General features: G+C 55.9%; 24 protein-coding genes. 10 read left to right on the forward strand and 14 right to left on the reverse strand.

Annotation, left to right across the window (positions count from 1 at the left end):
• The first annotated feature begins 40 nt into the window (after positions 1–40).
• Positions 41–184, forward strand: a complete 144-nt coding sequence (locus AC6I7A_RS06825) for a hypothetical protein (protein WP_009090920.1) — start codon at positions 41–43, stop codon at positions 182–184.
• Positions 185–224: 40 nt separating this feature from the next.
• Complete coding sequence (locus tag AC6I7A_RS06830) at positions 225–398, forward strand: hypothetical protein (RefSeq protein ID WP_009090919.1); 174 nt, start codon at positions 225–227, stop codon at positions 396–398.
• Here the strand turns inward: AC6I7A_RS06830 and AC6I7A_RS06835 are convergent.
• Positions 386–1,549 carry a glycoside hydrolase family 1 protein gene (locus AC6I7A_RS06835; protein ID WP_046101584.1) on the reverse strand — a complete coding sequence of 388 codons (1,164 nt, stop codon included), beginning with the start codon at positions 1,547–1,549 and terminating at the stop codon, positions 386–388. The two genes, AC6I7A_RS06830 and AC6I7A_RS06835, sit on opposite strands and share 13 nt — an antisense overlap.
• Positions 1,550–1,704: 155 nt before the next feature.
• Between AC6I7A_RS06835 and AC6I7A_RS06840 the strand changes: the two genes are divergently transcribed.
• On the forward strand, positions 1,705–3,165 hold the full coding sequence (locus tag AC6I7A_RS06840) for a phospholipase D family protein (RefSeq protein ID WP_009090917.1): 1,461 nt from the start codon (positions 1,705–1,707) through the stop codon (positions 3,163–3,165).
• A 282-nt stretch (positions 3,166–3,447) separates the two neighbouring features.
• Here AC6I7A_RS06840 and mdoC read toward each other — a convergent pair whose 3' ends face one another.
• Entirely contained in the window at positions 3,448–4,578 is a 1,131-nt protein-coding gene (mdoC, locus tag AC6I7A_RS06845) for a glucans biosynthesis protein MdoC (RefSeq protein WP_058957512.1), read from the reverse strand.
• Positions 4,579–4,846: 268 nt separating this feature from the next.
• Between mdoC and AC6I7A_RS06850 the strand changes: the two genes are divergently transcribed.
• The 3 genes from AC6I7A_RS06850 to AC6I7A_RS06860 all read left to right on the forward strand — a co-directional run bounded on the left by AC6I7A_RS06850 (position 4,847) and on the right by AC6I7A_RS06860 (position 9,296).
• Positions 4,847–6,382: a glucan biosynthesis protein G gene (locus AC6I7A_RS06850; protein WP_181161904.1), complete on the forward strand. Its 1,536-nt coding sequence runs from the start codon at positions 4,847–4,849 to the stop codon at positions 6,380–6,382.
• Positions 6,375–8,927, forward strand: coding sequence for a glucans biosynthesis glucosyltransferase MdoH (mdoH, locus tag AC6I7A_RS06855; protein WP_058957511.1), 2,553 nt, complete (start codon positions 6,375–6,377; stop codon positions 8,925–8,927). Before AC6I7A_RS06850 ends, mdoH begins: the two co-directional genes overlap by 8 nt.
• Positions 8,928–9,056: 129 nt before the next feature.
• Positions 9,057–9,296 carry a YceK/YidQ family lipoprotein gene (locus AC6I7A_RS06860; RefSeq protein ID WP_033736571.1) on the forward strand — a complete coding sequence of 80 codons (240 nt, stop codon included), beginning with the start codon at positions 9,057–9,059 and terminating at the stop codon, positions 9,294–9,296.
• Here AC6I7A_RS06860 and AC6I7A_RS06865 read toward each other — a convergent pair.
• From AC6I7A_RS06865 to AC6I7A_RS06875, 3 genes are all read right to left on the reverse strand, one after another.
• Positions 9,287–9,688 carry a MysB family protein gene (locus AC6I7A_RS06865; protein ID WP_009090912.1) on the reverse strand — a complete coding sequence of 134 codons (402 nt, stop codon included), beginning with the start codon at positions 9,686–9,688 and terminating at the stop codon, positions 9,287–9,289. The two genes, AC6I7A_RS06860 and AC6I7A_RS06865, sit on opposite strands and share 10 nt — an antisense overlap.
• A gap of 118 nt (positions 9,689–9,806) precedes the next feature.
• On the reverse strand, positions 9,807–10,073 hold the full coding sequence (locus AC6I7A_RS06870) for a hypothetical protein (RefSeq protein ID WP_009090911.1): 267 nt from the start codon (positions 10,071–10,073) through the stop codon (positions 9,807–9,809).
• 542 nt (positions 10,074–10,615) lie between these two features.
• A complete protein-coding gene (locus AC6I7A_RS06875) occupies positions 10,616–11,539 on the reverse strand; it encodes a Kdo(2)-lipid IV(A) acyltransferase (RefSeq protein WP_009090910.1) in 924 nt (307 codons plus the stop codon).
• A gap of 253 nt (positions 11,540–11,792) precedes the next feature.
• Here AC6I7A_RS06875 and trhO point away from each other — a divergent pair, with 253 nt between their 5' ends.
• Complete coding sequence (trhO, locus tag AC6I7A_RS06880; protein WP_009090909.1) at positions 11,793–12,842, forward strand: oxygen-dependent tRNA uridine(34) hydroxylase TrhO; 1,050 nt, start codon at positions 11,793–11,795, stop codon at positions 12,840–12,842.
• 47 nt (positions 12,843–12,889) lie between these two features.
• Here the strand turns inward: trhO and AC6I7A_RS06885 are convergent, their stop codons facing one another.
• From AC6I7A_RS06885 to grxB, 9 genes are all read right to left on the reverse strand, one after another.
• Complete coding sequence (locus AC6I7A_RS06885; RefSeq protein ID WP_009090908.1) at positions 12,890–13,462, reverse strand: YceI family protein; 573 nt, start codon at positions 13,460–13,462, stop codon at positions 12,890–12,892.
• Between the two features lie 4 nt (positions 13,463–13,466).
• Entirely contained in the window at positions 13,467–14,042 is a 576-nt protein-coding gene (locus AC6I7A_RS06890; protein WP_033736338.1) for a cytochrome b, read from the reverse strand.
• Between the two features lie 294 nt (positions 14,043–14,336).
• Complete coding sequence (gene solA / locus AC6I7A_RS06895; protein WP_058957510.1) at positions 14,337–15,449, reverse strand: N-methyl-L-tryptophan oxidase; 1,113 nt, start codon at positions 15,447–15,449, stop codon at positions 14,337–14,339.
• 93 nt (positions 15,450–15,542) lie between these two features.
• Positions 15,543–15,797, reverse strand: coding sequence for a biofilm formation regulator BssS (gene bssS / locus AC6I7A_RS06900; RefSeq protein WP_009090905.1), 255 nt, complete (start codon positions 15,795–15,797; stop codon positions 15,543–15,545).
• 241 nt (positions 15,798–16,038) lie between these two features.
• Positions 16,039–16,311, reverse strand: a complete 273-nt coding sequence (locus AC6I7A_RS06905) for a hypothetical protein (protein ID WP_009090903.1) — start codon at positions 16,309–16,311, stop codon at positions 16,039–16,041.
• Positions 16,312–16,456: 145 nt separating this feature from the next.
• The gene (gene dinI / locus AC6I7A_RS06910) at positions 16,457–16,702 is read right to left on the reverse strand and encodes a DNA damage-inducible protein I (RefSeq protein ID WP_003849907.1); all 246 of its coding nucleotides are present in this window, start codon (positions 16,700–16,702) and stop codon (positions 16,457–16,459) included.
• A gap of 62 nt (positions 16,703–16,764) precedes the next feature.
• Complete coding sequence (gene pyrC / locus AC6I7A_RS06915) at positions 16,765–17,808, reverse strand: dihydroorotase (protein WP_058957509.1); 1,044 nt, start codon at positions 17,806–17,808, stop codon at positions 16,765–16,767.
• A 134-nt stretch (positions 17,809–17,942) separates the two neighbouring features.
• Positions 17,943–18,506, reverse strand: a complete 564-nt coding sequence (locus AC6I7A_RS06920; RefSeq protein ID WP_058957508.1) for a lipoprotein — start codon at positions 18,504–18,506, stop codon at positions 17,943–17,945.
• A gap of 115 nt (positions 18,507–18,621) precedes the next feature.
• Positions 18,622–19,269, reverse strand: coding sequence for a glutaredoxin 2 (gene grxB, locus AC6I7A_RS06925; RefSeq protein WP_009090897.1), 648 nt, complete (start codon positions 19,267–19,269; stop codon positions 18,622–18,624).
• A 296-nt stretch (positions 19,270–19,565) separates the two neighbouring features.
• Here grxB and rimJ point away from each other — a divergent pair, with 296 nt between their 5' ends.
• The 3 genes from rimJ to AC6I7A_RS06940 are packed head-to-tail and all read left to right on the forward strand — an operon-like array spanning position 19,566 to position 21,733.
• A complete protein-coding gene (rimJ, locus tag AC6I7A_RS06930; RefSeq protein WP_009090895.1) occupies positions 19,566–20,159 on the forward strand; it encodes a ribosomal protein S5-alanine N-acetyltransferase in 594 nt (197 codons plus the stop codon).
• A gap of 13 nt (positions 20,160–20,172) precedes the next feature.
• Positions 20,173–20,811: a DUF480 domain-containing protein gene (locus tag AC6I7A_RS06935; RefSeq protein ID WP_058957507.1), complete on the forward strand. Its 639-nt coding sequence runs from the start codon at positions 20,173–20,175 to the stop codon at positions 20,809–20,811.
• Between the two features lies 1 nt (position 20,812).
• On the forward strand, positions 20,813–21,733 hold the full coding sequence (locus AC6I7A_RS06940) for a Gfo/Idh/MocA family protein (protein ID WP_058957506.1): 921 nt from the start codon (positions 20,813–20,815) through the stop codon (positions 21,731–21,733).
• Positions 21,734–21,808 lie beyond the last annotated feature (75 nt).

A 21,808-nucleotide genomic window follows, 5' to 3' on the forward strand; every position in this document is an offset into this window, starting at 1 on the left:
GCATTACTCCCGGCGGCCCATGCTTTTTCACAGGATAGTTATGTCGTTACCTTTGCCGCCCGATGATCACGATGAGCCGATTCGTCACTCCATGGACGATGCGCACTTTGCGATAGTGGTGCTTGCGGTGACCTCGGTAACGCTTATAATCTTCGTCCTGATGATTACGCTCTGGATGAGCTGACAGAGACCGCTGCGTCAGCGCAGGGAATAAGGAGAGGGCAATGGAATCCAGAGATGACAAATTGATCGCCATTATCGGTCTGCTGGCGGCCTGCCTGATCGGCGTTACCTTCCTGTTTACCATGGTCTGGCTGACCGATGTCCGGCATCCTGCCGATCCTTCACTCGACGTTCAGTCCTGCCATCCCAAAAAGCCACCCGCTCAGCACGTCTGATCGCGTGCCGTGAACCTGATCTGCTGGCTGCGCAGTATCAGCGCCAGGGCTTCATGCAGATTACGGTTGCCATTGGGGTCCGCTAATCCCAGCAACGGGCCAGGCGAACGGCGGTCATCCGCCCACGCGGGATACTCCACCACGGGATAGAGCGAAATGCCCTCTACGGCAATCCCCTGATCCAGCGCCACCGCCACGTTCTCACTGACCTCCTGCAGCCAGGGGGCACGGGCCTCGCCCTCCGCGCCGGTTTCGGCAATCAGCATCGGGCGCTGGAAGCGCTGCCAGCACTGCGCCAGCAGAATGTGCAGCGGCACCCGCTCCGGCTCCTCCAGCGACATCGGCTGATCGGGGAAAAACCAGTGGTTATCGGGATAGTAGTTGAGGCCGAGAATATCCAGGCAATCTTCGCTGCCGCCCAGCTCTTTATCCACGCGACCGGCCAGCATATCCCAGGCTTCGAACTGCGCCTGATGCTGGGCATCGGCGTAGGGTTTGCTGTCCGGATTAGTGGGATGATGGGCGATCTGCACCAGCGGATCGGTCAGCACAAACCGCGCCCCCGGATAGACCTCCCGGATGGCATGGATCGCCGCCAGAGATGCACGCACCAGCTGGCGCTTCAGCTCTTTGCCGCGCCCTGCGGCATGCGGATTGAACCAGGCCACCTCCGCCCCGGCCCATGACCAGAATGAGATTTGGTTAACCGGCGTAAAGAAGGGATTTTCAATGCCTTCATCGCGCATCAGCTGCGCCATTGCGCGGGCGAAACGGCTAAAATGGTCAACAAATTCCGCTTTCCAGATATTAAGATGATCCGGATAGCCAAAGTGAGCCAGCTCCCAGATGATCTCTACCTGCTGACGCCGCGCTGCCTCAACCATCGGCAGAAAGCTCTGCCAGTCATAGTGACCCGGCACCTTCTCAATCAGGTGCCAGCGTGCGCCGTCGCGGGCGGTCAGCAGATGCTGCTCAGCCAGGGCCGCATAATCCTTTTCCAGCAGCATGTCATGCCCGCTGCTGATGACCATATCGAGCCGTTTTCCGGGCGTGCGGCAGGCCGTGGAGCAGGGGAAGCTGCCCTGGAAAAAACTGCGAAACAGACGGGGATGGTGGCGCTGGCTGGCATCAAAAAGGGGGTGATGAGACATATTCCTCTCCTGCCGGAGCATTGCCGGTCACAGATCGTCCGGTTAAGTCTAGACTAAAAAACGCCCGCGACTTTTTGCTAAGTCGGAACAGAGGTATAGCCTCAGCGGTGGGACCGGGGAATAATAAAAATAACTGCCATATACAGGGAATTGTCATGACCGAAGCGTTTGAACTCGCCCACTCACCGGAGCCTGCCAGCTGGCTGGAAACAAAGCTGGCCCCTCAGTGTCAGCGCCATCCGGGGCTGAGCGGCATCCATCCCCTCAGCGACGGGCTGGATGCGTTCGCTGCACGCTATCTGCTGATGCAAAAGGCGGCGCGGTCACTCGATATTCAGTACTACATCTGGCAAAACGATCTCTCTGGCCGCCTGCTGTTCAGCGCCATGCTGGAGGCGGCGCGCCGCGGCGTCAAGGTACGACTGCTGCTGGATGATAACAATACGCCTGGCCTGGATGACACCCTTGCTCAGCTCAACCGCCACCCCAATATTGAGGTGCGGCTCTTCAATCCTTTCTCTTTTCGCACCCTGCGCGCACTGGGCTATCTCACTGACTTCGCCCGTCTGAACCGGCGGATGCACAACAAAAGCTTCACCGTGGATGGTGTTACCACCATTGTGGGCGGGCGCAACATTGGCGATGAATATTTTGGCACCGGTAATGAGCCGCTGTTTGCCGATCTCGACGTCATGGCGATTGGGCCGGTAGTCAGCGAGGTGGCCGGGGATTTTGAACGCTACTGGCACAGTAAGCCGGTAGCGCCGCTGCAGCAGGTGCTGGATGATGATGAACCGGACGAGGATAGCGTGAGCCTGCCCGCCGAATGGCGTCACAGTGAGCCGGTGCAGCGCTATCTTCAGCGGCTGGAAAACGCGTCGCTGCTGCAGGAGATGGCGCAGGGCACGCTGGATCTGACCTGGGCAAAAGCGCGTCTGCTGAGTGATGACCCGCGCAAGGGGCTGGGTAAAGCGCGCGCGAAAAGCCTGCTGCCGCAGCGTATGCTGGAGGTGATTGGCACGCCACAAGAGCAGTTCGATATTATCTCAGCTTACTTTGTGCCGACCCGCGCGGGCGTCGCTCAGCTGCTGGCGCTGAAACGCAAAGGAGTGAAGATCGCCATTCTGACCAATTCGCTGGCGGCCAATGACGTGTCGATTGTTCATGCCGGTTACGCCCGGTGGCGCAAAAAACTGCTGCGTCACGGCATTGCGCTTTATGAACTGAAACCGCAGGCGGCCATGCAGGATGCGCCGCACGACCGGGGGTTAACCGGTAACTCGGGCTCCAGCCTGCACGCAAAAACGTTCTCGGTGGATCAAAAGACGTTGTTTATCGGCTCCTTTAACTTCGATCCGCGCTCAGCGGTGCTGAATACTGAAATGGGGCTGGTGATTGAGAGTGCGGCACTGGCCGGAGAAACGCACCAGCGCTTCAGTCAGTCGATGCGTGATCGGGCCTGGACACTGCGGCTGGATAAGTGGGGGCGGGTGAACTGGCTGGAGTATCCGGACGAGCCGCAGCAGATTGTGCATAAGCACGAACCGGACTGCTCCTGGTGGCAACGACTGCAGGTGCGGCTGGTGTGGCGACTGCCGATTGAGTGGCTGCTGTAAGCCTGCGCCTGCGTGCGCACCTGCACAGGCACATGCGCAGGCTCATCCCGGAGGCGTTGCTTCATGGCGACCATTACTCCAGGGCGGGACTCTCACAGGCGACTGCCCGACGTAAAGCGATGGGAGGCTGTACCTGTAGCAAAGCATAGCGGGCCAGGGATGGCCCGCGCTGAGCCTGCCAGGGATGGCGGTTTTGCGTCTTTGCGTAAGGTACAGCCTCCCTGAGCCTGCTCACCAGGCACCCGACGATGAAAGCCGGTGCGCCCTGTCTCACATGCTTCGTCAGACCTCTTTACGCTCAAACTTCCCCGAAAACAGGAACCGCAGCAGTGGAATGCGCAGGTGGATCTCATACAGCAGAAACGCGATGCCAAACACCATCAGTAAGCCGACAAAGAACCCCAGCGTGTTGTTTTCAATCCGTGGCGTGACATAAATGCCATACAGCAGCGTCAGCGGATGGTGCACCAGATAGATAAACAGCGACGCATTAACCAGATACATAATGCGCGGCGAATGCGAATTCAGCAGCTTATGACCAAAGCAGAAGCAGACATTCAGCATACAGAGACCCATCAGCGTGGTAATCAGCGCATCAAGCTCATACAGCCAGCCATCGCCACTGCTCAGACGCTGATTGGTGCAGTAGGCGATAAACAGCAGCAGCGCGCCAATCCACATCACCGGATTAAACCGCACAAAAAGCGCTTTCAGCGGCGGATGTTTCCACGCCAGTGCGCCCAGCATAAAGAAGGGCAGGTAGAAGAGCGTCTGCATCACGATGATATTGAACAGACCATCCATCAGCCAGGCGGGCTGGAAGATAAACACCAGACGGCGGAACACACACCAGAGCAGGGCCCAGGCCAGTACACCCACCGTCAGCGTAACCCAGCCGACCCGCGTGTAGTCGATGGCGCGGTGCTGGTCGCGCAGCCAGCGAAACGTCACCATACCCAGCGTAGTCAGCATCACCAGCACCACCAGAAACCACAGGTGTGAAATCAGCTCCCACATCAGGTTATTGAACTTCTGATAGGGGGTGAAGCGGGGCCAGTCGGCCAGTTTATCTGTCCAGGCTTTCAGCATGAAAAATTGCGGCAGCGTAATCAGCGGCACCGCAGTGAGCATGGGGATCCCGACGCGCTCCAGACGCACCTTCAGGAAACGCCGCGGCTGATAGCGCAGATAGAGCATGTAGGAGAAATAACCCGAGATAACAAAGAACACCTGCATGCGAAATGCATGAATAAAATCATTCAGCAGCGTCAGCCATAACGAGGCTTCCTGGCTGTTCACTGCCCATTTCTGCGCGGAGTAGATGAGGGAAACGTGAAACGGTACCCCCAGCAACATCAGGTAGGCGCGGATAGAGTCGAGGAAATATTCACGTTCAGGTTTTACAGTACTCATAAAGTTCCAGTTCGTTAGTACGGTTAGCCAGTTTCACCCTGAAACCGGATTATGTCCGGGTAAAATTCTACCTGCCATAAACCGGGTATACTATCAGTGGAATCCGTAGTGTCTAATTGTCCTAAAAGTAGCGTTAAGCCTGACGAAATGCGGGAACAATGTTGCGCATAAGCTGTCGGAAAACCGAATAATCCTTTAAGATAAACGGGTTTGATTTAAGCACACGAAAGGGGGGGATGTGCTGACTAAAGAAAAAAATAAAGCCGGACTGATGAAGGTACGCTGGATTGGTACTGCGGTTCTGCTGGCGTTATATGCCAATAACAGTTGGGCGTTTAACATTGATGATGTTGCCACACAAGCCAAAGCGTTGGCAGGGAAAAGCTTCGAAGCGCCTAAAAGCAATTTACCCTCTCAATTTCGTGAAATGAAATTTGCTGACTATCAGCAGATCCAGTTTAACCACGATAAAGCGTACTGGGGCAAACTGCGCACGCCGTTCAAGCTGGAGTTCTATCACCAGGGGATGTATTTCGATACCCCGGTGCAGATCAACGAAGTGACCGCCAGCGCGGTGCGTGAGATCAAATACAGCCCCGATTATTTCAATTTCGGTAACGTAAAACATGACGCTGACGCCGTTAAAAACCTCGGTTTTGCCGGTTTCAAAGTGCTTTACCCGCTTAATAACAAGGGTAAAAACGATGAGATAGCCAGCTTCCTGGGCGCCAGCTATTTCCGTGTAATCGGTGCCGGTCAGGTCTATGGCCTGTCGGCGCGTGGACTCGCCATCGATACGGCATTGCCGTCCGGTGAAGAGTTCCCGCGTTTTAAAGAGTTCTGGATTGAGCGTCCGAAACCTCAGGACAAACAGCTGGTGATCTATGCGCTGCTCGATTCGCCTCGTGCGACGGGTGCGTATCGCTTCGTGCTGCGTCCGGGTGAAGCCTCTACCGTGGATGTGCAGTCCAAAGTTTACCTGCGTGACAACGTCGGCAAACTGGGTATTGCTCCGCTGACCAGTATGTTCCTGTTTGGTCAGAACCAGCCATCGACAGTGAATAATTTCCGTCCGGCGCTGCATGACTCTGACGGCCTCTCTATCCACAATGGCAACGGAGAGTGGATCTGGCGTCCGCTGAACAACCCGCGTCATCTGGCGGTGAGCACCTACACTATCGAGAATCCGAAAGGCTTTGGTCTGCTGCAGCGCGGGCGTGACTTCAGCAACTATCAGGATCTGGATGACCGCTATGACCTGCGCCCAAGCGGCTGGGTGGAGCCATTAGGCGACTGGGGTAAAGGCCGGGTTGAACTGGTTGAGATCCCGACGGCCGATGAAACCAACGATAACATCGTTGCGTTCTGGACGCCGGAGACGCTGCCAGAGCCTGGCAAAGAGATGAACTTCAAATATCGCCTGCACTTCTCACGCGACGAGAAGCAGCTGCACTCGGATGACATTGCCTGGGTCAAAAACACCCTGCGCTCAGCGGGTGACGTGAAGCAGTCGAACCTGGTGCGTCAGCCGGATGGCACCGTGGCTTTCACCATCGACTTCGTGGGTAAAGACATGAGCAAGATGGCGGAAAACAGTCAGGTGACCCCGCAGGTCAGCGTCGGTAAAAACGCTGAAGTGGTTGAGCAGAGCGTACGTTATAACCCGGTCACTAAAGGCTGGCGTCTGGTGTTGCGTCTGCGTGTGAAAGATGCCAAGCAGTCCACCGAAATGCGTGCGGCGCTGGTTAGCGGCGACAAGACATTGACGGAAACCTGGAGCTATCAGTTACCTGCCAATGAATAAATCGACTTTTACACCTCAACGTTATGTGGAATCTCTGCCGCTGGATGCGGCAGGGAAGTCTCGCCTGAGCGTCTCATTGCAGAATGCCAGTGCGTTCCACTTCATTCATGATGTGCTGGGCAAGGATGTCGCAGCCAGTGACCGTCCCGACGATGCGCCGTTAAAATCGGTCTCATCGCGGGTGGAAATGGCCTGGCCCGATGCACTGGCGGGCGGTCAGCAGCTAGGTAAAGATTACCTCGACCGCACCACGCTGAAGGCGATGCCCAAAGTCAAACGTTCACTGATGTTCCCGGAAGCGTGGCGCACCAACCCGGTTGCCCGCGCCTGGGACTCTCTGCGTGGACGCAAATCTGTGCCGCGCTACGCCAGTGCGGAAGAGCAGCGAGCCGAAGAGAAGTGGCGTCATGTCGGTTCGATTCGTCGCTACATTCTGCTGATCCTGACGATTTTCCAGACCGTGGTCGCCACCTGGTACATGAAGAGCATTCTGCCCTATCAGGGCTGGACGCTGCTGGACCCGATGGAGATGATCAACCAGAACTGGCAGCAGTCAGTGATGCAGATCCTGCCGTATGTGCTGCAGACCGGCATCCTCTTCCTGTTTGCCATTCTGTTCTGCTGGGTGTCAGCCGGTTTCTGGACCGCCCTGATGGGCTTCCTGCAGTTGCTGATCGGGCGCGATAAATACAGCATCTCCTACTCCACAGTCGGGGATGAGCCGCTGAATCCGGCGCATCGCACCGCGCTGATTATGCCGATCTGTAATGAAGACGTAGAGCGTGTTTACGCCGGTCTGCGTGCGACCTGGGAGTCTGTGGTTCGCACCGGTAACGCAGAGCACTTTGACGTCTACATCCTCAGTGACAGCTACGATGCGGATATCGCCGTTGCCGAACAGAAAGCCTGGATGGAACTGGTCCGTGACGTCGGCGGGGCAGGCAAGATCTTCTATCGCCGTCGCCGTCGTCGTGTGAAGCGTAAAAGCGGCAACATCGATGACTTCTGTCGTCGCTGGGGCAGCAACTACAGCTACATGGTCGTGCTGGATGCCGATAGCGTCATGAGTGGCGAGTGCCTGACCGGCCTGGTGCGTATGATGGAGGCTAACCCGAACGCCGGGATCATCCAGTCGTCGCCGAAAGCCTCAGGAATGGATACGCTCTATGCGCGCTGTCAGCAGTTTGCGACCCGCGTCTATGGTCCGCTGTTTACCGCCGGTCTGCACTTCTGGCAGCTGGGCGAGTCGCACTACTGGGGGCATAACGCCATTATCCGCGTGAAACCCTTTATCGAGCACTGTGCGCTGGCGCCACTACCGGGCGAGGGGTCGTTTGCGGGCTCGATCATGTCGCATGACTTCGTCGAGGCGGCACTGATGCGTCGTGCCGGCTGGGGCGTCTGGATCGCCTATGACCTGCCGGGCTCTTATGAAGAACTGCCGCCGAACCTGCTGGATGAGCTGAAGCGTGACCGCCGCTGGTGCCACGGTAACCTGATGAACTTCCGTCTGTTCCTGGTAAAAGGGATGCACCCGGTTCACCGCGCGGTGTTCCTGACCGGCGTGATGTCCTACCTGTCAGCTCCGCTGTGGTTCCTGTTCCTGGCGCTTTCCACGGCCCTGCAGGTCGTGCATACGCTTATGGAGCCGACCTACTTCCTGCAGCCGCGACAGCTCTTCCCGGTCTGGCCGCAGTGGCGTCCGGAGCTGGCGATAGCGCTGTTCTCGACCACGATGGTGCTTCTGTTCCTGCCGAAGCTGCTGAGCGTGGTGCTGATCTGGTTTAAAGGGGCGAAGCCTTACGGTGGCGCACTGCGCGTGCTGTTGTCACTGGTGCTGGAAACGCTGTTCTCGGTGCTGCTGGCCCCGGTGCGCATGCTGTTCCACACCGTGTTTGTGGTCAGCGCCTTCCTTGGCTGGGAAGTCGTCTGGAACTCCCCGCAGCGTGATGACGATGCCACGCCATGGGGCGAGGCGTTCAAACGTCACGGTTCACAGATGGCACTGGGTCTGGTGTGGGCAATTGGTATGGGACTGCTGGATCTCAACTTCCTGTGGTGGCTGGCACCGATCGTCTTCTCCCTGATCCTGTCACCGTTTGTGTCGGTGATGTCGAGCCGTGCAACGCTGGGCCTGAAGAGCAAGCGCGCGAAGCTGTTCCTGATCCCGGAAGAGTCTTCACCGCCGCAGGAGCTGGTGGACACCGACCGCTATCTGCAGCTCAACCGCGAGCGTGTACTGGAGAACGGCTTTATGCACGCGCTGTTCCATCCGGCGTTTAACGCGCTGGCGACAGCCCTGGCGACTTCACGTCACCGGCAGAGTCAGTTACTCGACTACGCCCGCGACCGTCGTGTCGATCAGGCGCTGAGCGATGCACCGGAAAAACTCAGCCGCGACCAGCGTCTGCAGCTGATCAGCGATCCGGTGGTGCTGGCCCGCGTCCATACCCGACTGTGGGAAAATGCGGAGAAGTATCACCAGTGGGTAGAGAGTTATCAGAAACTGACGCTCAACCCTAACGCGCTGGCAAAAAACGCGTAATCTGAAAAAGCGGCAGCGATGCCGCTTTTTTTATGGGATTAAAACAGGGCGGGGATGATAATTTACTCGCAGGCCGTCACCGCATGCCGCGCGTGACACTTTCTGGGGCAGGTAAAGGCGGGTTTCGTGGTGAAACGAGTTTTAAAGGCAGGTGTTATCGCTCTCGCGGTGCTCTGCTTAAGCGGATGCGGCAGTATTATCAGCCGAACCGTGCCCGGACAGGGACACGGTAATCAGTACTATCCGGGCGTACAGTGGGATGTACGCGACAGCGGATGGCGGGTGCTGACCATCCTTGATCTGCCCCTGTCGCTGGTGCTGGACACCCTGCTGTTGCCAGTGGATGCCAGCCATGGTCCTTACGAATAACCGCGATCGGAGTCGCTGTTATCATCTTCCCACTCCTGAGCCGCGGCTTCACCCTCTTCGGTGTCGAGCGGCGGCTCCAGCTGGAACTCGCCGTCGTCCCACTCGTGCAGGGTGTTTTCCGCTAACCACTCCTGACGCAGTTCCACTTCGTCAAAATCAGCGTCAAAAATAGCCTGAGCAGCTTCACCGGTGCGGTAAGGAAGGCATTCGCCTGCGTCACCTTCGTCGACCAGGAACTCAGCCTGCCACATGATATCGCCATCCTGCATCACATACTTTTGCAGGCCGAACTGGCTGACCGACGCCTCTTCTTCATCCACTTCAGGGTTGTTTGCGAGAAACTCCTCACGTGCAGCATCAATCGCTTCCTCTAAGGTACTGTACATGCTCATCGATCTTCTCCTTACCGGGTTCACTTGATTTCAGTGAAGAATAGACGAAATTTGCCGGAGGGAAAGGGCGGGGGCGTGTAACTGGCGGGAAATAAACCACTTCCCGCCAGCAGCGGGATTAACGCATTTTTTGCGGGAAGTGCAGAACCGGCTGTACCGACTCATGAATAACCGGTGCCGCGTAGCGAATACAGCATTTGATGCAGGGTTTAACTTTCTTGAAATTGATTCTGGCGATGGATAAGGCCTGGCTGAGATTATACAGGGTGCCGATAAAAATCATCTGCTCCTTGCCGGGCATCCGCCTGCATCCCTGACGATGAAGAAAATGGTAGTTCTCCTGATCGGTCGTAATGGTGACGTAATAGTAGAGACCTTTACTCATATTAGGGATCCCCTGAGGTTCGCTGTGTGTGATCGTTTTTTTATAATTGAGCTGAAGTCGTTAAAAGCCTGAATGTCACTGCTGAAATTACCGTTAAGTCGGAAGAGGTTCAAATGCAATAACGGCATATCGGGCTGTTAAATTTTTGTAAAAATGAATATGTCGGCGGGTTGCATGACAATGCCTTGTTAATTAAGTTAATTTTAATGGATTGATAAGTGACCAGAAAGCATTAAGCCTGGCTAAATAGGAATAGGCCTGGTGATAAAAATAATTAGCGCCAGCGGAAATTAAAGCAGAATAATTAGAATCTGATGAATGTCTGTCAGAATATGCAGCAGGCGGCTTACTGTGGTTGTAATAAATAAGCCCGGCTGATTGAATGCGGCGGAAATCAGCGTCTCCTGCGAGCGTATCTGATAATAACTGGATCGTTAAACCGGGAAGCCGCAATATCGGTCAGCCGCGCGATTGATTTATCGGGACAGAGCATTGCAGCAGAAGAGGCGCTAAACGGCCGTGAGACCGTTTAGCGTGACAGATTAATAGCGGGAGGGTTCGCCTTGCGGACGGGTTTTAAAGCGGCGATGCAGCCACATATATTGCTCAGGTGCCAGCAGCACACCCTCCTCAACCACTTTGTTCATCCTGGCCGCGGTAACTTCATCGTTTTCCAGCGTAAATTCGCTGCGGATGTCGGGCAGGATCATCAGTTCATAGCCCCGGCCACCAGGCAGACGACGCGGCACAAACGGAATGACTGCGGGGTTGCCGGCGCGGATCAGCAGATGGGTCCCCACCGTCGTTGCCGCCTTTTCCACGCCAAAGAAGGGCACAAAGACGCTGCTGCGCGGGCCATAGTCGTGATCGGGGGCATACCAGATAATGTCCCCCTGCTTCAGGGCGCGGATCATTCCTTTAAGATCCTTACGGTCGAGCATGCTTTTGTTTGACCGCATGCGACCTTTGACCTGCAGCCAGTCAATCAGCTTATTGTCATTGGGGCGATAGACGCCAATGCCAGGATTGTGGATGCCAAACATGCGCGCGCCGATCTCCAGCGTCAGAAAGTGCATGCCGATGAGCAGCACACCGCGCTGGTTGTCGCGCGCGGCCTGAATATGCTCCAGCCCGGAGGGCTTGTGCCATTTGTTAATACGCCAGTCGGGCCAGAACCACGCCATGCCGGTTTCAATCAGGCCCATGCCGACGGATTCGAAATTGTGTTTCACCATCGCCTCGCGCTCATTGACCGGCATCTCCGGAAAACTTAATTCCAGATTACGCCGGGCGATGCTGACGCGACGATTCATAAAGCGCATGGCGATACGGCCAATATTGCAGCCGAGCACATAGAGCAGGGGATAAGGAAGGAGCACCAAAAGATAAAGAAAAGCGATACCCAGCCAGGTCAGCCAATAGCGCGGGTGAAGCAGTTCTCGTGAAAACTGAGGCAACTGAGTCATGTGAAGGTTAATTTTCCTGCGTCATGCACCCTGCGGTGCTGATATCTCATTGATTTACACTATTGTGCCAGTTTTTAACGTTCGCTTAAATATCGCTGATGGAACCGGGCCTCAATGAGCGGGGAGAAAGCCGCCGCGAGTGCCGGAAAAAACAGCAACTGACTATCGGTCCTGACGCAACGCTTTGCATACACCTGAAATCAGGTATCATGTGCCCGCTAATTTTCTCCTATTGATAACAGGAAAGAACACCATGCCAGTGTTACATAACCTCGTTTCCAATAAAGAGCTGAAGGCGCGCATGCTGGCTGAAACTGAGCCGCGCACCACTGTCTCTTTTTATAAGTATTTCCAGATTGCCGATCCTAAAGCCTTCCGCGATGCGCTCTATGTTGGCCTGACCGCCCTCAAGGTGTTTGGTCGCGTCTATGTTGCCCATGAAGGCATCAACGCGCAGATCAGCGTGCCTGCCAGCCAGTATGAAAAGATGAAGGCCTGGCTGTATGCGTTCGATCCGGCGCTGAACAACCTGCGTATGAACGTTGCTCTGGATGATGATGGAAAGTCCTTCTGGGTACTGCGCCTGAAAGTGCGCGATCGCATCGTGGCGGACGGTATTGAGGACAGCAGCTTCGACGCAAGCAATGTCGGTCACTACCTGAAAGCGGCGGAAGTCAACGCCATGCTGGACGATCCGGACGCGCTGTTTGTCGATATGCGAAACCACTACGAATATGAAGTGGGCCGTTTTGACAACGCGCTGGAAGTGCCGGCAGACACCTTCCGTGACCAGCTGCCGATGGCCGTGGATATGCTCAGGGAGCAGAAAGATAAAAAGATCGTCATGTACTGCACCGGCGGCATCCGCTGCGAAAAGGCCAGTGCCTGGATGCGGCATAACGGTTTTGAAGATGTCTATCATATCGAAGGTGGCATCATCGAGTACGCCCGCCGCGCCCGTGAACAGGGCTTGCCGGTCAGATTCAAAGGCAAAAACTTTGTCTTTGATGAGCGGATGGGGGAGCGGATTTCTGACGATGTGCTGGCAAACTGCCATCAGTGTGGTGAGCCCTGCGATACCCACGTCAACTGCGTGAATGACGGCTGTCATCTGCTGTTTATTCAGTGCAAGAGCTGCGCAGAGAAGTTTGAGAACTGCTGCAGTCCGATCTGTCAGGAAGAGGCGAAGCTCTCTCCGGAAGAGCAGCGCGCCCGTCGTGCCGGACGAGAGAATGGCAATAAAATCTTTAACAAGTCGCGTGGCCTGTTAAACATGACCATTCCCGCGCCGAAGAAGTCATAAAGCGGTAAACGTGGCCGCCTGAACGCTGATTCAGGCGGCCTGCGGCTTTACTGACGCACACCTTCCACCGAGATCATCAGCTGAACCTTCTGCGAGGCTGGCCCCAGATCTTTCGTTATATTGAAATCTTTCAGCGCAATTTCACCTTCCGCTTCAAAGCCAGCACGATAACCGCCCCACGGATCTTTGCCTTCACCCAGCTTCTTCGCCTCCAGCGTCACCGGCTTCGTGACGCCGTTCAGCGTCAGATCGCCGGTAATCTCTAATTCATCGCCCTCTTTCTTCACCGACGTGGATTTAAAAGTCGCCTGCGGATTTTTACTGCTGTTCAGGAAATCCGCGCTGCGCAGATGCTTGTCACGTTCAGCATGGTTGGTATCCACGCTGCTGGTATTAATCGTCACCTCGACTTTATCGGCGGCAGGGTTCTTCTCATCAAAGGTGAAGCGGCCATCGAAATCCTTAAAGGTACCGTAGAGCCAGCTGTAACCCAGATGCTGGATGCGGAACTGAATAAAGGCGTGCTGCCCCTCTTTATCAATTTTGTAGTCAGCGGCACTGGCACTCAGGGAACCGAGCAGCAGGCTGGCCGCGGTCATCGTCAGCAGACTTTTCTTCAACATATTATCTGTCCTTTTCAGAGGGTAAGGGGAGGCGTAAACCTGACATTCGTTTTAAGGTGTTATCGCGATCGATAACATGGTGTTTTATCGCAGCCAGACCGTGCAGGATCGACAGGATCACCACACTCCAGGCCAGCCAGAGGTGAATATCGCCTGCGAGGTCGGCCTGCTCGCCTGCACCGCTGAACAGGGCAGGCAGCGTAAACCAGCTGAACACGGCGATGGGTTTACCGTCGGCGGTGGAGATGAGATAGCCGCTGATCAGAATGGCCAGCAGCAGGGTATAAAGTAACAGGTGTGCCACGACAGAACTGATGCGCACCAGAGGGGAATGGCTGCTCAGCGGCCTGGGCGGCGGCGAAATAACGCGCCACACCAGGCGGATAATCAGCGTCAGTAACAGGAGCACGCCAATACTTTTATGAATTTCCGGGGCGTCGTGATACCAGCTGTCGTAATAGCCCAGACCGACCATCCATAATCCCAGCGCAAACATGCCATAAATGGCCAGCGCCATCGACCAGTGCAGCAGCACAGCAACCCGGCCAAACTGATGCGGTGTATTACGTAATAACATAATCTGAGCGTCACGTAGAAATAATATGAAATAAGCATCCACATTATGAAATATAAAAGCAATCGCCCTTACGCTTCTATAAACTTAAAAAAATCATCGGAAAAGGTTGAATAAAAAGGCAGGGAAATGGGCAATATTACTGAATAATAATTTTGATGAGGGGAAAACGGTCAACCTCATTCCGCCCAAATGAACAATCAGGGCGAAATAAGGGCGAATTTTTGTCAGTGAAATTCAGGTTGCGTCAATCTTTGTCAGCAGGATGGCACCCTGTGATGCCATCCGTTTGCAGAGTCAGAAACGCGAAAGGCGGAACGGAGAGAGATCAAAGGAAAAAGGTTTCTGCTGAGCAAATTCCGCGGCCAGTTCGCCCAGCACGCTGGCAAATTTAAAGCCGTGTCCGCTGAGTCCGGTTATCAGCAGGCGATTGGGTTCGTCCGGCAGCGTATCAATAATAAAATCTTCATCCGGGCTGAAGTCGTAGCTGCACGCTTCGCCATGCAGACAGACACCGACGCCCGGTAAGAACTGGCGCAGGAAGCCAAAAGCTTCACTGCCATCTGCCGCCACGGCACCGAAGGGTTTACGATCTTCAGGCTGCTGCATCGGCTGTCCGCCATCGTGACGACCCACTTTCAGGGCGTTATTGTCGGCCGGGAAGCCATAGAACTGGCTGCCATCACGCATCTCGACGGTAAAGCCCGGGAACCTGTTGTTCTCACTGTAGCGACCATCAGCCTGATACCAGGCAAACACCTTACGGGTAGGGGCAACCGGCAGATTCGGGATGAGTTTTCCGACCCACGTACCGGCGCTGACCACCATTTTACGGCCGCGATAGACACCATCCAGCGTTGTAACCTGTTGAAGGTCGCCATCCCGTCCCAGTTCTGAGACCGGGCAGTTGAACAGCTGGGCACAGCCTGCCTGTTCCGCCAGCTGAACCCAGCTGCGCACCGCCTGTTCACATTTCAGGAAGCCCGACTGCGGCTCAAATACGCCCAGATAGCCCTCTGGTACGTTAATCTGTGGCCAGCGCTGACGCACTTCCCCGGGCTGCATCACCTCAATGTTAAGCTGCCAGCGGCTTGCGCTGTCGATAACGTTGCGGATAAAAGGGGAGTCGTGAGGGGCGAGGTTAAGCACGCCGCTGCGATGCATAATGCGCTCACCGGCTCGCTGTTCCAGTTCATCCCACAGCGTCTGCGCCCGCAGCACCAGCGGCACATAACGTTCGCCTTCGCCGTAGGCGTGACGAATCAGACGGCTCTCGCCATGATGCGTGCCCTGATTGTGAGGAGGGTGGGCGCTGTCGATCATTAATACCGAGAGGCCTGCCTGGGTGGCATAGTAGCCAGCCGCCGCACCTACTGAGCCGCTGCCAACGACGATAAGATCATAAATCATGGTAACTACGCTCTAAGAGTCAGATAATCAACAGCATACCGAAACAGAAACGAAAAAGGCACCCCTGAGGGTGCCCCTTTGATGTGGCAGAAACTAATGCTTACTGAGGAGTCGTTCCATCTGCTCGGCTGATTCAATCTTGGCGATGCCTGCTTCGAGGATCGAGATGAACTGCCTTGCCACATCCGTTGTCAGCCAGTAGGTGGGGCCAACATCCGCTTCTTCTTCTTTTTGATCCTGCGACGACAGCGAGTGCAGGCGGATCATCATGGCGTCATAGCTATCAACGGTACTGATATCCCAGCCCACCAGCGGGTGAGTCTGAATAACGTCTTTTCTTCTGTCCATTATAACCTCCTTATTACTCGTTAAACGAAGTGCATGATGAGGTTCAATGCGGCTTTTTTATTCCGATAGCGAAACAATTATAACAGTAAACCCGGGTGTCACTGTTTAAAAAATGCCGTGAGTCAGCTTCTCACAGAATATTCGCTTTTAACAGGCAGGAGTCAAAAAATAAAATGCCTGGCAGGCAGGCATTTTTTTTACGATTCAGTGGGCAGGCCAAAAAGCGGGGCAGGCCGCCGGTTCAGAGCGCCGGGCTGTCTGGTACGATGCCGCCGACGCGTTTCTGCAGGGATTCTGCCAGACGGGCAAAATGTTGCTGAAGCTGTTCATCATGGTTTTGATTCTGGGCTTCCAGCGACAGATTGTGCACCAGCAGCTGGCTGGCACGATCGTCAAGACAGAAAATCAGACTGGAAAAGGCATTTTCCAGCACCGTTAAACGACGCTGCTGATCACCAATCAGTGCTAACAACTCACCAAAGGTCATCGCCTCTTCCGGTTTATCAGTAGTCATGGTGTCGCACCTCCTGTTATGCGTGACGAGCGCAAGGATAGGGCATTGATCAGTAAGAGTCTAGATGCAGGAAGAGGGAAGTGCGAGAGGGGAGAAAAGATAAAAAAACCGGGTGGCGACACCCGGAAAAAAAGCACAGTGGCGGTTAATCAGTAATGAACCAGTCGTCAGCACTCTCCCACGTCTGTTGCAGGATTTCGCTGATCTGGTCGCGCGTCTCTTTTCCACCGCCCAGCACGCTGAGATTGTTGGCACTGGCATAACGTACCTTGACGTGATTGGTCGAGTCAGGGAACTGTTCGTCAATGCGGCGCGACAGTTCATCGCTTAACGCCTCTATCGCGCCAGCAGGAAGAGGTCGGGTATTTGATACGGTAATTTCAACACGCATAGCAGCCTCCGGATAAGATGCTGTATATATTTACAGTATCCATCCGCCGGAGGCAAGCAAAATTATGCAACGCGCCAGTTGAGCGTTTCACCCGCGAGGAAAGGGATCAGAGCGTCACTGCCCAGCGCAATGGACGCCGGCACCTGCCAGGGCTCACGCACCAGCGTAATTGTGCCTTCATTCAGCGGCAGGCCATAGAAACGCGGGCCGTTTTCAGAACAGAACGCTTCGAAATGCTCCAGCGCATTCAGCTCTTCAAACACGGTCGCGTAGGCCGCCAGCGAGGTCGGCGCATTAAATACGCCCGCGCAGCCACAGGCAGACTCTTTAAGATGCTGCAGATGCGGAGCGGTGTCGGTGCCGAGGAAGAAACGCGGATGACCGCTGGCCACGACCCTGCGCAGCGCGTCCTGATGCACATTGCGCTTGAGAATCGGCAGGCAGTAAAGATGCGGGCGAATTCCGCCCACCAGCATGTGGTTGCGGTTAAACATCAGGTGCTGCGGCGTAATGGTCGCGCCCAGCGTCTCATCGGCAGCAGCGACATAATCCGCGGCATCCTGGGTGGTGATATGCTCCATCACCACTTTCAGCCCCGGAAACTGACTGCGCAGCGGCACCATCACGGTGTCAATGAAGCGGGCTTCACGATCAAAAATGTCGATATGGGCATCGGTGACTTCGCCATGAACCAGCAGCGGCATACCCAGCTGCTGCATCCGCTCCAGCACGCGGGCGATGGAGGCGATATTGGTAACGCCGTGGCTGGAGTTGGTGGTGGCATGAGCCGGATAGAGCTTGGCGGCGGTAAACAGACCGGATGTGAAGCCACGCTCAAGCTCATCCGGATCCAGTGAGTCAGTGAGATAACAGGTCATCAGCGGCGTAAAGGCGTGATCGGCGGGCAGCGCGGCCAGGATGCGGTCGCGGTACGCTTCTCCTGCCGCCACGCTGGTCACCGGCGGCACCAGGTTAGGCATCACGATGGCACGACCATTAACCGCGCTGGTGTAGGGCAGGACCGTTTTAAGCATCTCATCGTCACGCAGATGAATGTGCCAGTCGTCAGGGCGACGCAGGGTAAGTTGCTGAGGTTGTGCTGTCATCAGTGAAGCTCCGGCAGAAAGGAAACAGAAGGCATGTTTTGGCCGGGGTCTAAGCATAAGGATTCAGGCAACCGTTTGCACCTGCTTTTTCTGCTGACAGCAAAAATCCGCGCCGGATGGCGCGGCAATCGGGATTACTGCGTGAAGGGGATAACCAGTTCGCCCGGTCTGACTTCCAGTCCTTTGGCAAATTTTTTCGCCAGTGACTCACCTTTACTGCGGTCAGCGCTGAGACGATAAGCCGGGTTTTGATCGAAATAGCTCTTCAGCGACTGATTCAGATAAGGCGTCAGGGTTTTCATGATGGCGGCCATTTTCTCCGGCGCCACCTGTGCATCGGTTATCTCCAGATCGCGCAGAAAGATCGCCCCCTGCTGTGGGTCATAGACGGGCTGTGCGCGCATCGTCAGCTGCATGTCAGCCTGCTGCGGGCCGAACAGAGAGGTGACGTTAATCTTTGCATTGCCGGAGAGCGACACTTTGCCAGGTTCTGTGCGGCCGATCTGGCTGGTGAGATTATTCAGGACAATATGCGCATTGACCAGACCGGACACGCCAATGTCTTTCTCGTAGTTGTTATGCTTTTGCAGCGCCTGATTCACTTCCTGTTCGCTGATAGTGTACTGGGTCAGTTTATTGCAGCCGCTCACCAGCAGCACAAACATCAGGGCAGTCAGCCCGAAAAATACCTTTTTCATCGTTCTATATCCTGGATAACAAAGTCAGTTAACAGGATATAGCGTGCCTGAATGCGTGAGAGGTGTCATCAGAAAAGGGATGAGAAACACCGCGGCATCTCTCATCCGGGCGGGATTACTGCGCAATAGAAGAGAGCAGATTGACCTGGGTCTGTTTGGCCATATTGTCGCGATAGTCAGCGACCCGTGCTGGCCAGTCGATGCCCGGAACCAGTGTCAGAGAGCGCAGCAGCGGGAAGAGACTGAAATCATCCTCCGACAGCTCGCCGTTAACCGCATTAGGCTGGACGATCAGGCCGTCCAGTTTGCGCAGATCGCCGCTGACTTTTTTAATCAGTCCGGCCGAATGCGTTTTCAGCTCCTCGAAATCACCGATGCTGGCCTGCTTTTTCGCGCGGAAATAGTCACGTGCCGCCGGGGTGGCAAACTCCGCAAAAGGGGCCTCGGCAATGCGCGGCAGCAGCAGCTTATTCACGTAGCTGTTCATGTGACGCAGCCAGTCGCCAATGGCCGGATTGAGCGCACCGGTAATCAGCGGTTTGCCATCCTGCTGGTCGACATAATGCACAATCTCCATGCTTTCCGGCATCGCGCTGCCATCCTTTTTCTGCAGGACAGGCGCCATTTTCTGGCCAATCAGTCGCTGAGGCGTCTCTTCATCGTCATTGAGCATGACCACCAGCTCAACCGGCAAATTCTTCAGACCAAAAATCATGCGCGCTTTCACACAGAAGGGGCAGTGGTCGTAGATATAGAGCTTCATCCTGATCTCCCTCGTTTACAGGTTAATGTTTAACAGAGTGAATCATTTCATCCTGTTTCGGGCGCCTGAAAAGTATGGAAGAGATTCCCCCTCCCGGCAAACCAGCCCGACAGATGGGCCGGGCTGAACGAGCGTTGATGACGCCTGAGCAGGGGCGTCTGCGCGGTGATAATGGAACAAAATCAACCTCTTTACGGCAAAAAATCCGTAATGTTTTACCGCAGCCCAGGCGGCGGTTATAGTGAAAGCCAGATAATGACGGCTTTCACTCTCAGCCATTGATTTCAGGAGTCAGGATGTTTGGCTATCGTTCTGCCGCGCCCAGGGTGCGCTTAACCACCGATCGGCTGGTGGTCCGTCTGGTTCACGAACGTGATGCCTGGCGAATGGCAGATTACTACGCGGAAAACCGCCTGTTTTTAAAACCGTGGGAGCCGGTGCGCGATGACAGTCACTGCTATCCCTCCGGCTGGCAGGCGCGGCTGGGGCTGATCGCCGACATGCATAAGCAGGGCTCGGCCTTCTATTTTATTCTGATGGACAGCGAAGAAACCGAAGTGCGCGGCGTAGCCAACTTCAGCAACGTACTGCGCGGTTCCTTTCACGCCTGTTATCTCGGCTATTCGCTGGGCGAAAAGTGGCAGGGACAGGGGCTGATGTTTGAAGCGTTACAGTCTGCTATCCGCTACATGCAGCGTCAGCAGCATATTCACCGCATCATGGCGAACTACATGCCGCACAATCAGCGCAGCGGCGACCTGCTGGCGCGCCTCGGTTTTGAGAAAGAGGGATATGCGAAAGACTATCTGCTGATTGACGGACGCTGGCAGGATCACGTGCTGACAGCGCTAACCCAGCGGGAATGGACGCCTGACCGGCGTGGACAATAATGAGGACGCAAGCATGAAGATGGCTTTATCGGCGCAGGCGCTGCGCGTGCTGGGCTGCCTGCTGGAGAAGCAGGTCACCACGCCGGAACAGTATCCGCTGTCACTGAATGGGGTCGTGGTGGCCTGTAACCAGAAATCAAACCGCGAGCCGGTGATGGAGCTGAGTGAAAGCGCGGTGCAGGATGAACTCGATCAGCTGGTGAAGCGGCATCTGGTTACCGCCAGCAGCGCGTCCGGTCAGCGGGTCGTGAAATATGAGCAGCGTTTCTGTAACTCCGCCTTTGGCACGCTGAAGCTGAACAGCGCCGAAGTTGCCGTGCTGACGTTACTGATGCTGCGCGGTCCGCAGACGCCAGGCGAACTGCGCACCCGCAGCGGCCGTCTTCATGAGTTCAGTGACGTCAGCGAAACAGAACAGACGCTGGAAGGCCTGATGCAGCGTGACGACAGCGCCCGGGTGATCCGCATGGCGCGCGAGCCGGGCAAGCGCGAAAGCCGCTTTATGCATCTGCTGGCCGGGGAGAGCGACACGCCACTGGCCGCCGAAGAGCCGGAAGAGCAGGGCGATCTGGCGAGGCGTGTGGCCACCCTGGAACAGCAGGTCGCCCGACTTCAGGCTCAGCTCACTCAACTGCTGCAGCCGGAGCATTAAGATGACTTTACGTATTGGTGTGGTGGGACTCGGCGGTATCGCACAGAAAGCCTGGCTGCCGGTGTTGTCGGCGGCGACGGACTGGACGCTGGTGGGGGCATTTTCGCCGAATCAGGCCAAAGCCCGGCCACTCTGCGACAGTTACCGTATGGACTGTTTCAGTTCCCTGAATGCGCTGGCCGCGGCCTGCGACGCCGTTTTTGTCCACAGCAGCACCGCCACGCACTACGAGGTGGTGAAGGCGCTGCTGCTGGCCGGAAAAGATGTCTGCGTCGATAAGCCGCTGGCGGAAACTCTGGATCAGGCTGAGGCGCTGGTGGCGCTGGCGGAGAAACAGCAGCGTAAGCTGATGGTCGCCTTTAATCGCCGCTTCGCCCCGCGCTATCAGCAGCTGCGGGCGGAGATGGGACACGTCGCTTCCCTGCGGATTGAAAAGCACCGCAGCGACAGCGTCGGGCCTCAGGATCTCCGCTTTACCCTGCTCGATGACTACCTGCACGTCGTCGACACCGCACTCTGGCTCGGCGGCAAGCCTGTTCAGCATGTTCAGGGGCGCATCGATACCAACGAACAGGGACAGATGCTCTACGCTGAGCACCACTTCGCCCTGGAGGGCCTGTCGATCACCACCAGCATGCACCGGCGCGCAGGCAGTCAGCGTGAGCGGGTCAGTGCGACAGGCGACGGTAAATGTATCGACATCAGTGAGATGCGCGACTGGCAGGAAGAGCGGCACGACGGCGTGCTGATCGCTCCGCCTGCCGCCTGGCAGAGCCACCTGATCCAGCGCGGGTTCAGCGGGGCCGCACGCCATTTTATCGACTGCGTGCAGAATCAGACGACGCCTGAAACCAGCGGTGAACAGGCGCTGATGGCGCAGCGTGTGGTGGAAAACCTCTGGCGTAGTGCCATTCTGGAATAACGCCTTGTAACACTCCGTGCTGGTCATTTCCCTCCGTGGCAGTAGACTGTCGCCGGGCATCTTTCAGGTGCCCGC

It is taken from the genome of Type-F symbiont of Plautia stali (genome assembly GCF_059731105.1).

Excerpts from the sequence above, each read along its gene's own strand:
- solA (WP_058957510.1), bottom strand. The coding sequence starts at position 15,449 with ATGATTTATGATCTTATCGTCGTTGGCAGCGGCTCAGTAGGTGCGGCG.
- AC6I7A_RS06890 (WP_033736338.1), bottom strand. The coding sequence starts at position 14,042 with ATGTTATTACGTAATACACCGCATCAGTTTGGCCGGGTTGCTGTGCTG.
- grxB (WP_009090897.1), bottom strand. The coding sequence starts at position 19,269 with ATGAAGCTCTATATCTACGACCACTGCCCCTTCTGTGTGAAAGCGCGC.
- AC6I7A_RS06830 (WP_009090919.1), top strand. The coding sequence starts at position 225 with ATGGAATCCAGAGATGACAAATTGATCGCCATTATCGGTCTGCTGGCG.
- AC6I7A_RS06940 (WP_058957506.1), top strand. The coding sequence starts at position 20,813 with ATGACTTTACGTATTGGTGTGGTGGGACTCGGCGGTATCGCACAGAAA.
- pyrC (WP_058957509.1), bottom strand. The coding sequence starts at position 17,808 with ATGACAGCACAACCTCAGCAACTTACCCTGCGTCGCCCTGACGACTGG.
- dinI (WP_003849907.1), bottom strand. The coding sequence starts at position 16,702 with ATGCGTGTTGAAATTACCGTATCAAATACCCGACCTCTTCCTGCTGGC.
- AC6I7A_RS06935 (WP_058957507.1), top strand. The coding sequence starts at position 20,173 with ATGAAGATGGCTTTATCGGCGCAGGCGCTGCGCGTGCTGGGCTGCCTG.
- mdoH (WP_058957511.1), top strand. The coding sequence starts at position 6,375 with ATGAATAAATCGACTTTTACACCTCAACGTTATGTGGAATCTCTGCCG.
- trhO (WP_009090909.1), top strand. The coding sequence starts at position 11,793 with ATGCCAGTGTTACATAACCTCGTTTCCAATAAAGAGCTGAAGGCGCGC.
- AC6I7A_RS06835 (WP_046101584.1), bottom strand. The coding sequence starts at position 1,549 with ATGTCTCATCACCCCCTTTTTGATGCCAGCCAGCGCCACCATCCCCGT.
- AC6I7A_RS06865 (WP_009090912.1), bottom strand. The coding sequence starts at position 9,688 with ATGAGCATGTACAGTACCTTAGAGGAAGCGATTGATGCTGCACGTGAG.
- rimJ (WP_009090895.1), top strand. The coding sequence starts at position 19,566 with ATGTTTGGCTATCGTTCTGCCGCGCCCAGGGTGCGCTTAACCACCGAT.
- AC6I7A_RS06875 (WP_009090910.1), bottom strand. The coding sequence starts at position 11,539 with ATGACTCAGTTGCCTCAGTTTTCACGAGAACTGCTTCACCCGCGCTAT.
- AC6I7A_RS06840 (WP_009090917.1), top strand. The coding sequence starts at position 1,705 with ATGACCGAAGCGTTTGAACTCGCCCACTCACCGGAGCCTGCCAGCTGG.
- AC6I7A_RS06870 (WP_009090911.1), bottom strand. The coding sequence starts at position 10,073 with ATGAGTAAAGGTCTCTACTATTACGTCACCATTACGACCGATCAGGAG.
- AC6I7A_RS06920 (WP_058957508.1), bottom strand. The coding sequence starts at position 18,506 with ATGAAAAAGGTATTTTTCGGGCTGACTGCCCTGATGTTTGTGCTGCTG.
- bssS (WP_009090905.1), bottom strand. The coding sequence starts at position 15,797 with ATGGACAGAAGAAAAGACGTTATTCAGACTCACCCGCTGGTGGGCTGG.
- AC6I7A_RS06825 (WP_009090920.1), top strand. The coding sequence starts at position 41 with ATGTCGTTACCTTTGCCGCCCGATGATCACGATGAGCCGATTCGTCAC.
- AC6I7A_RS06905 (WP_009090903.1), bottom strand. The coding sequence starts at position 16,311 with ATGACTACTGATAAACCGGAAGAGGCGATGACCTTTGGTGAGTTGTTA.
- mdoC (WP_058957512.1), bottom strand. The coding sequence starts at position 4,578 with ATGAGTACTGTAAAACCTGAACGTGAATATTTCCTCGACTCTATCCGC.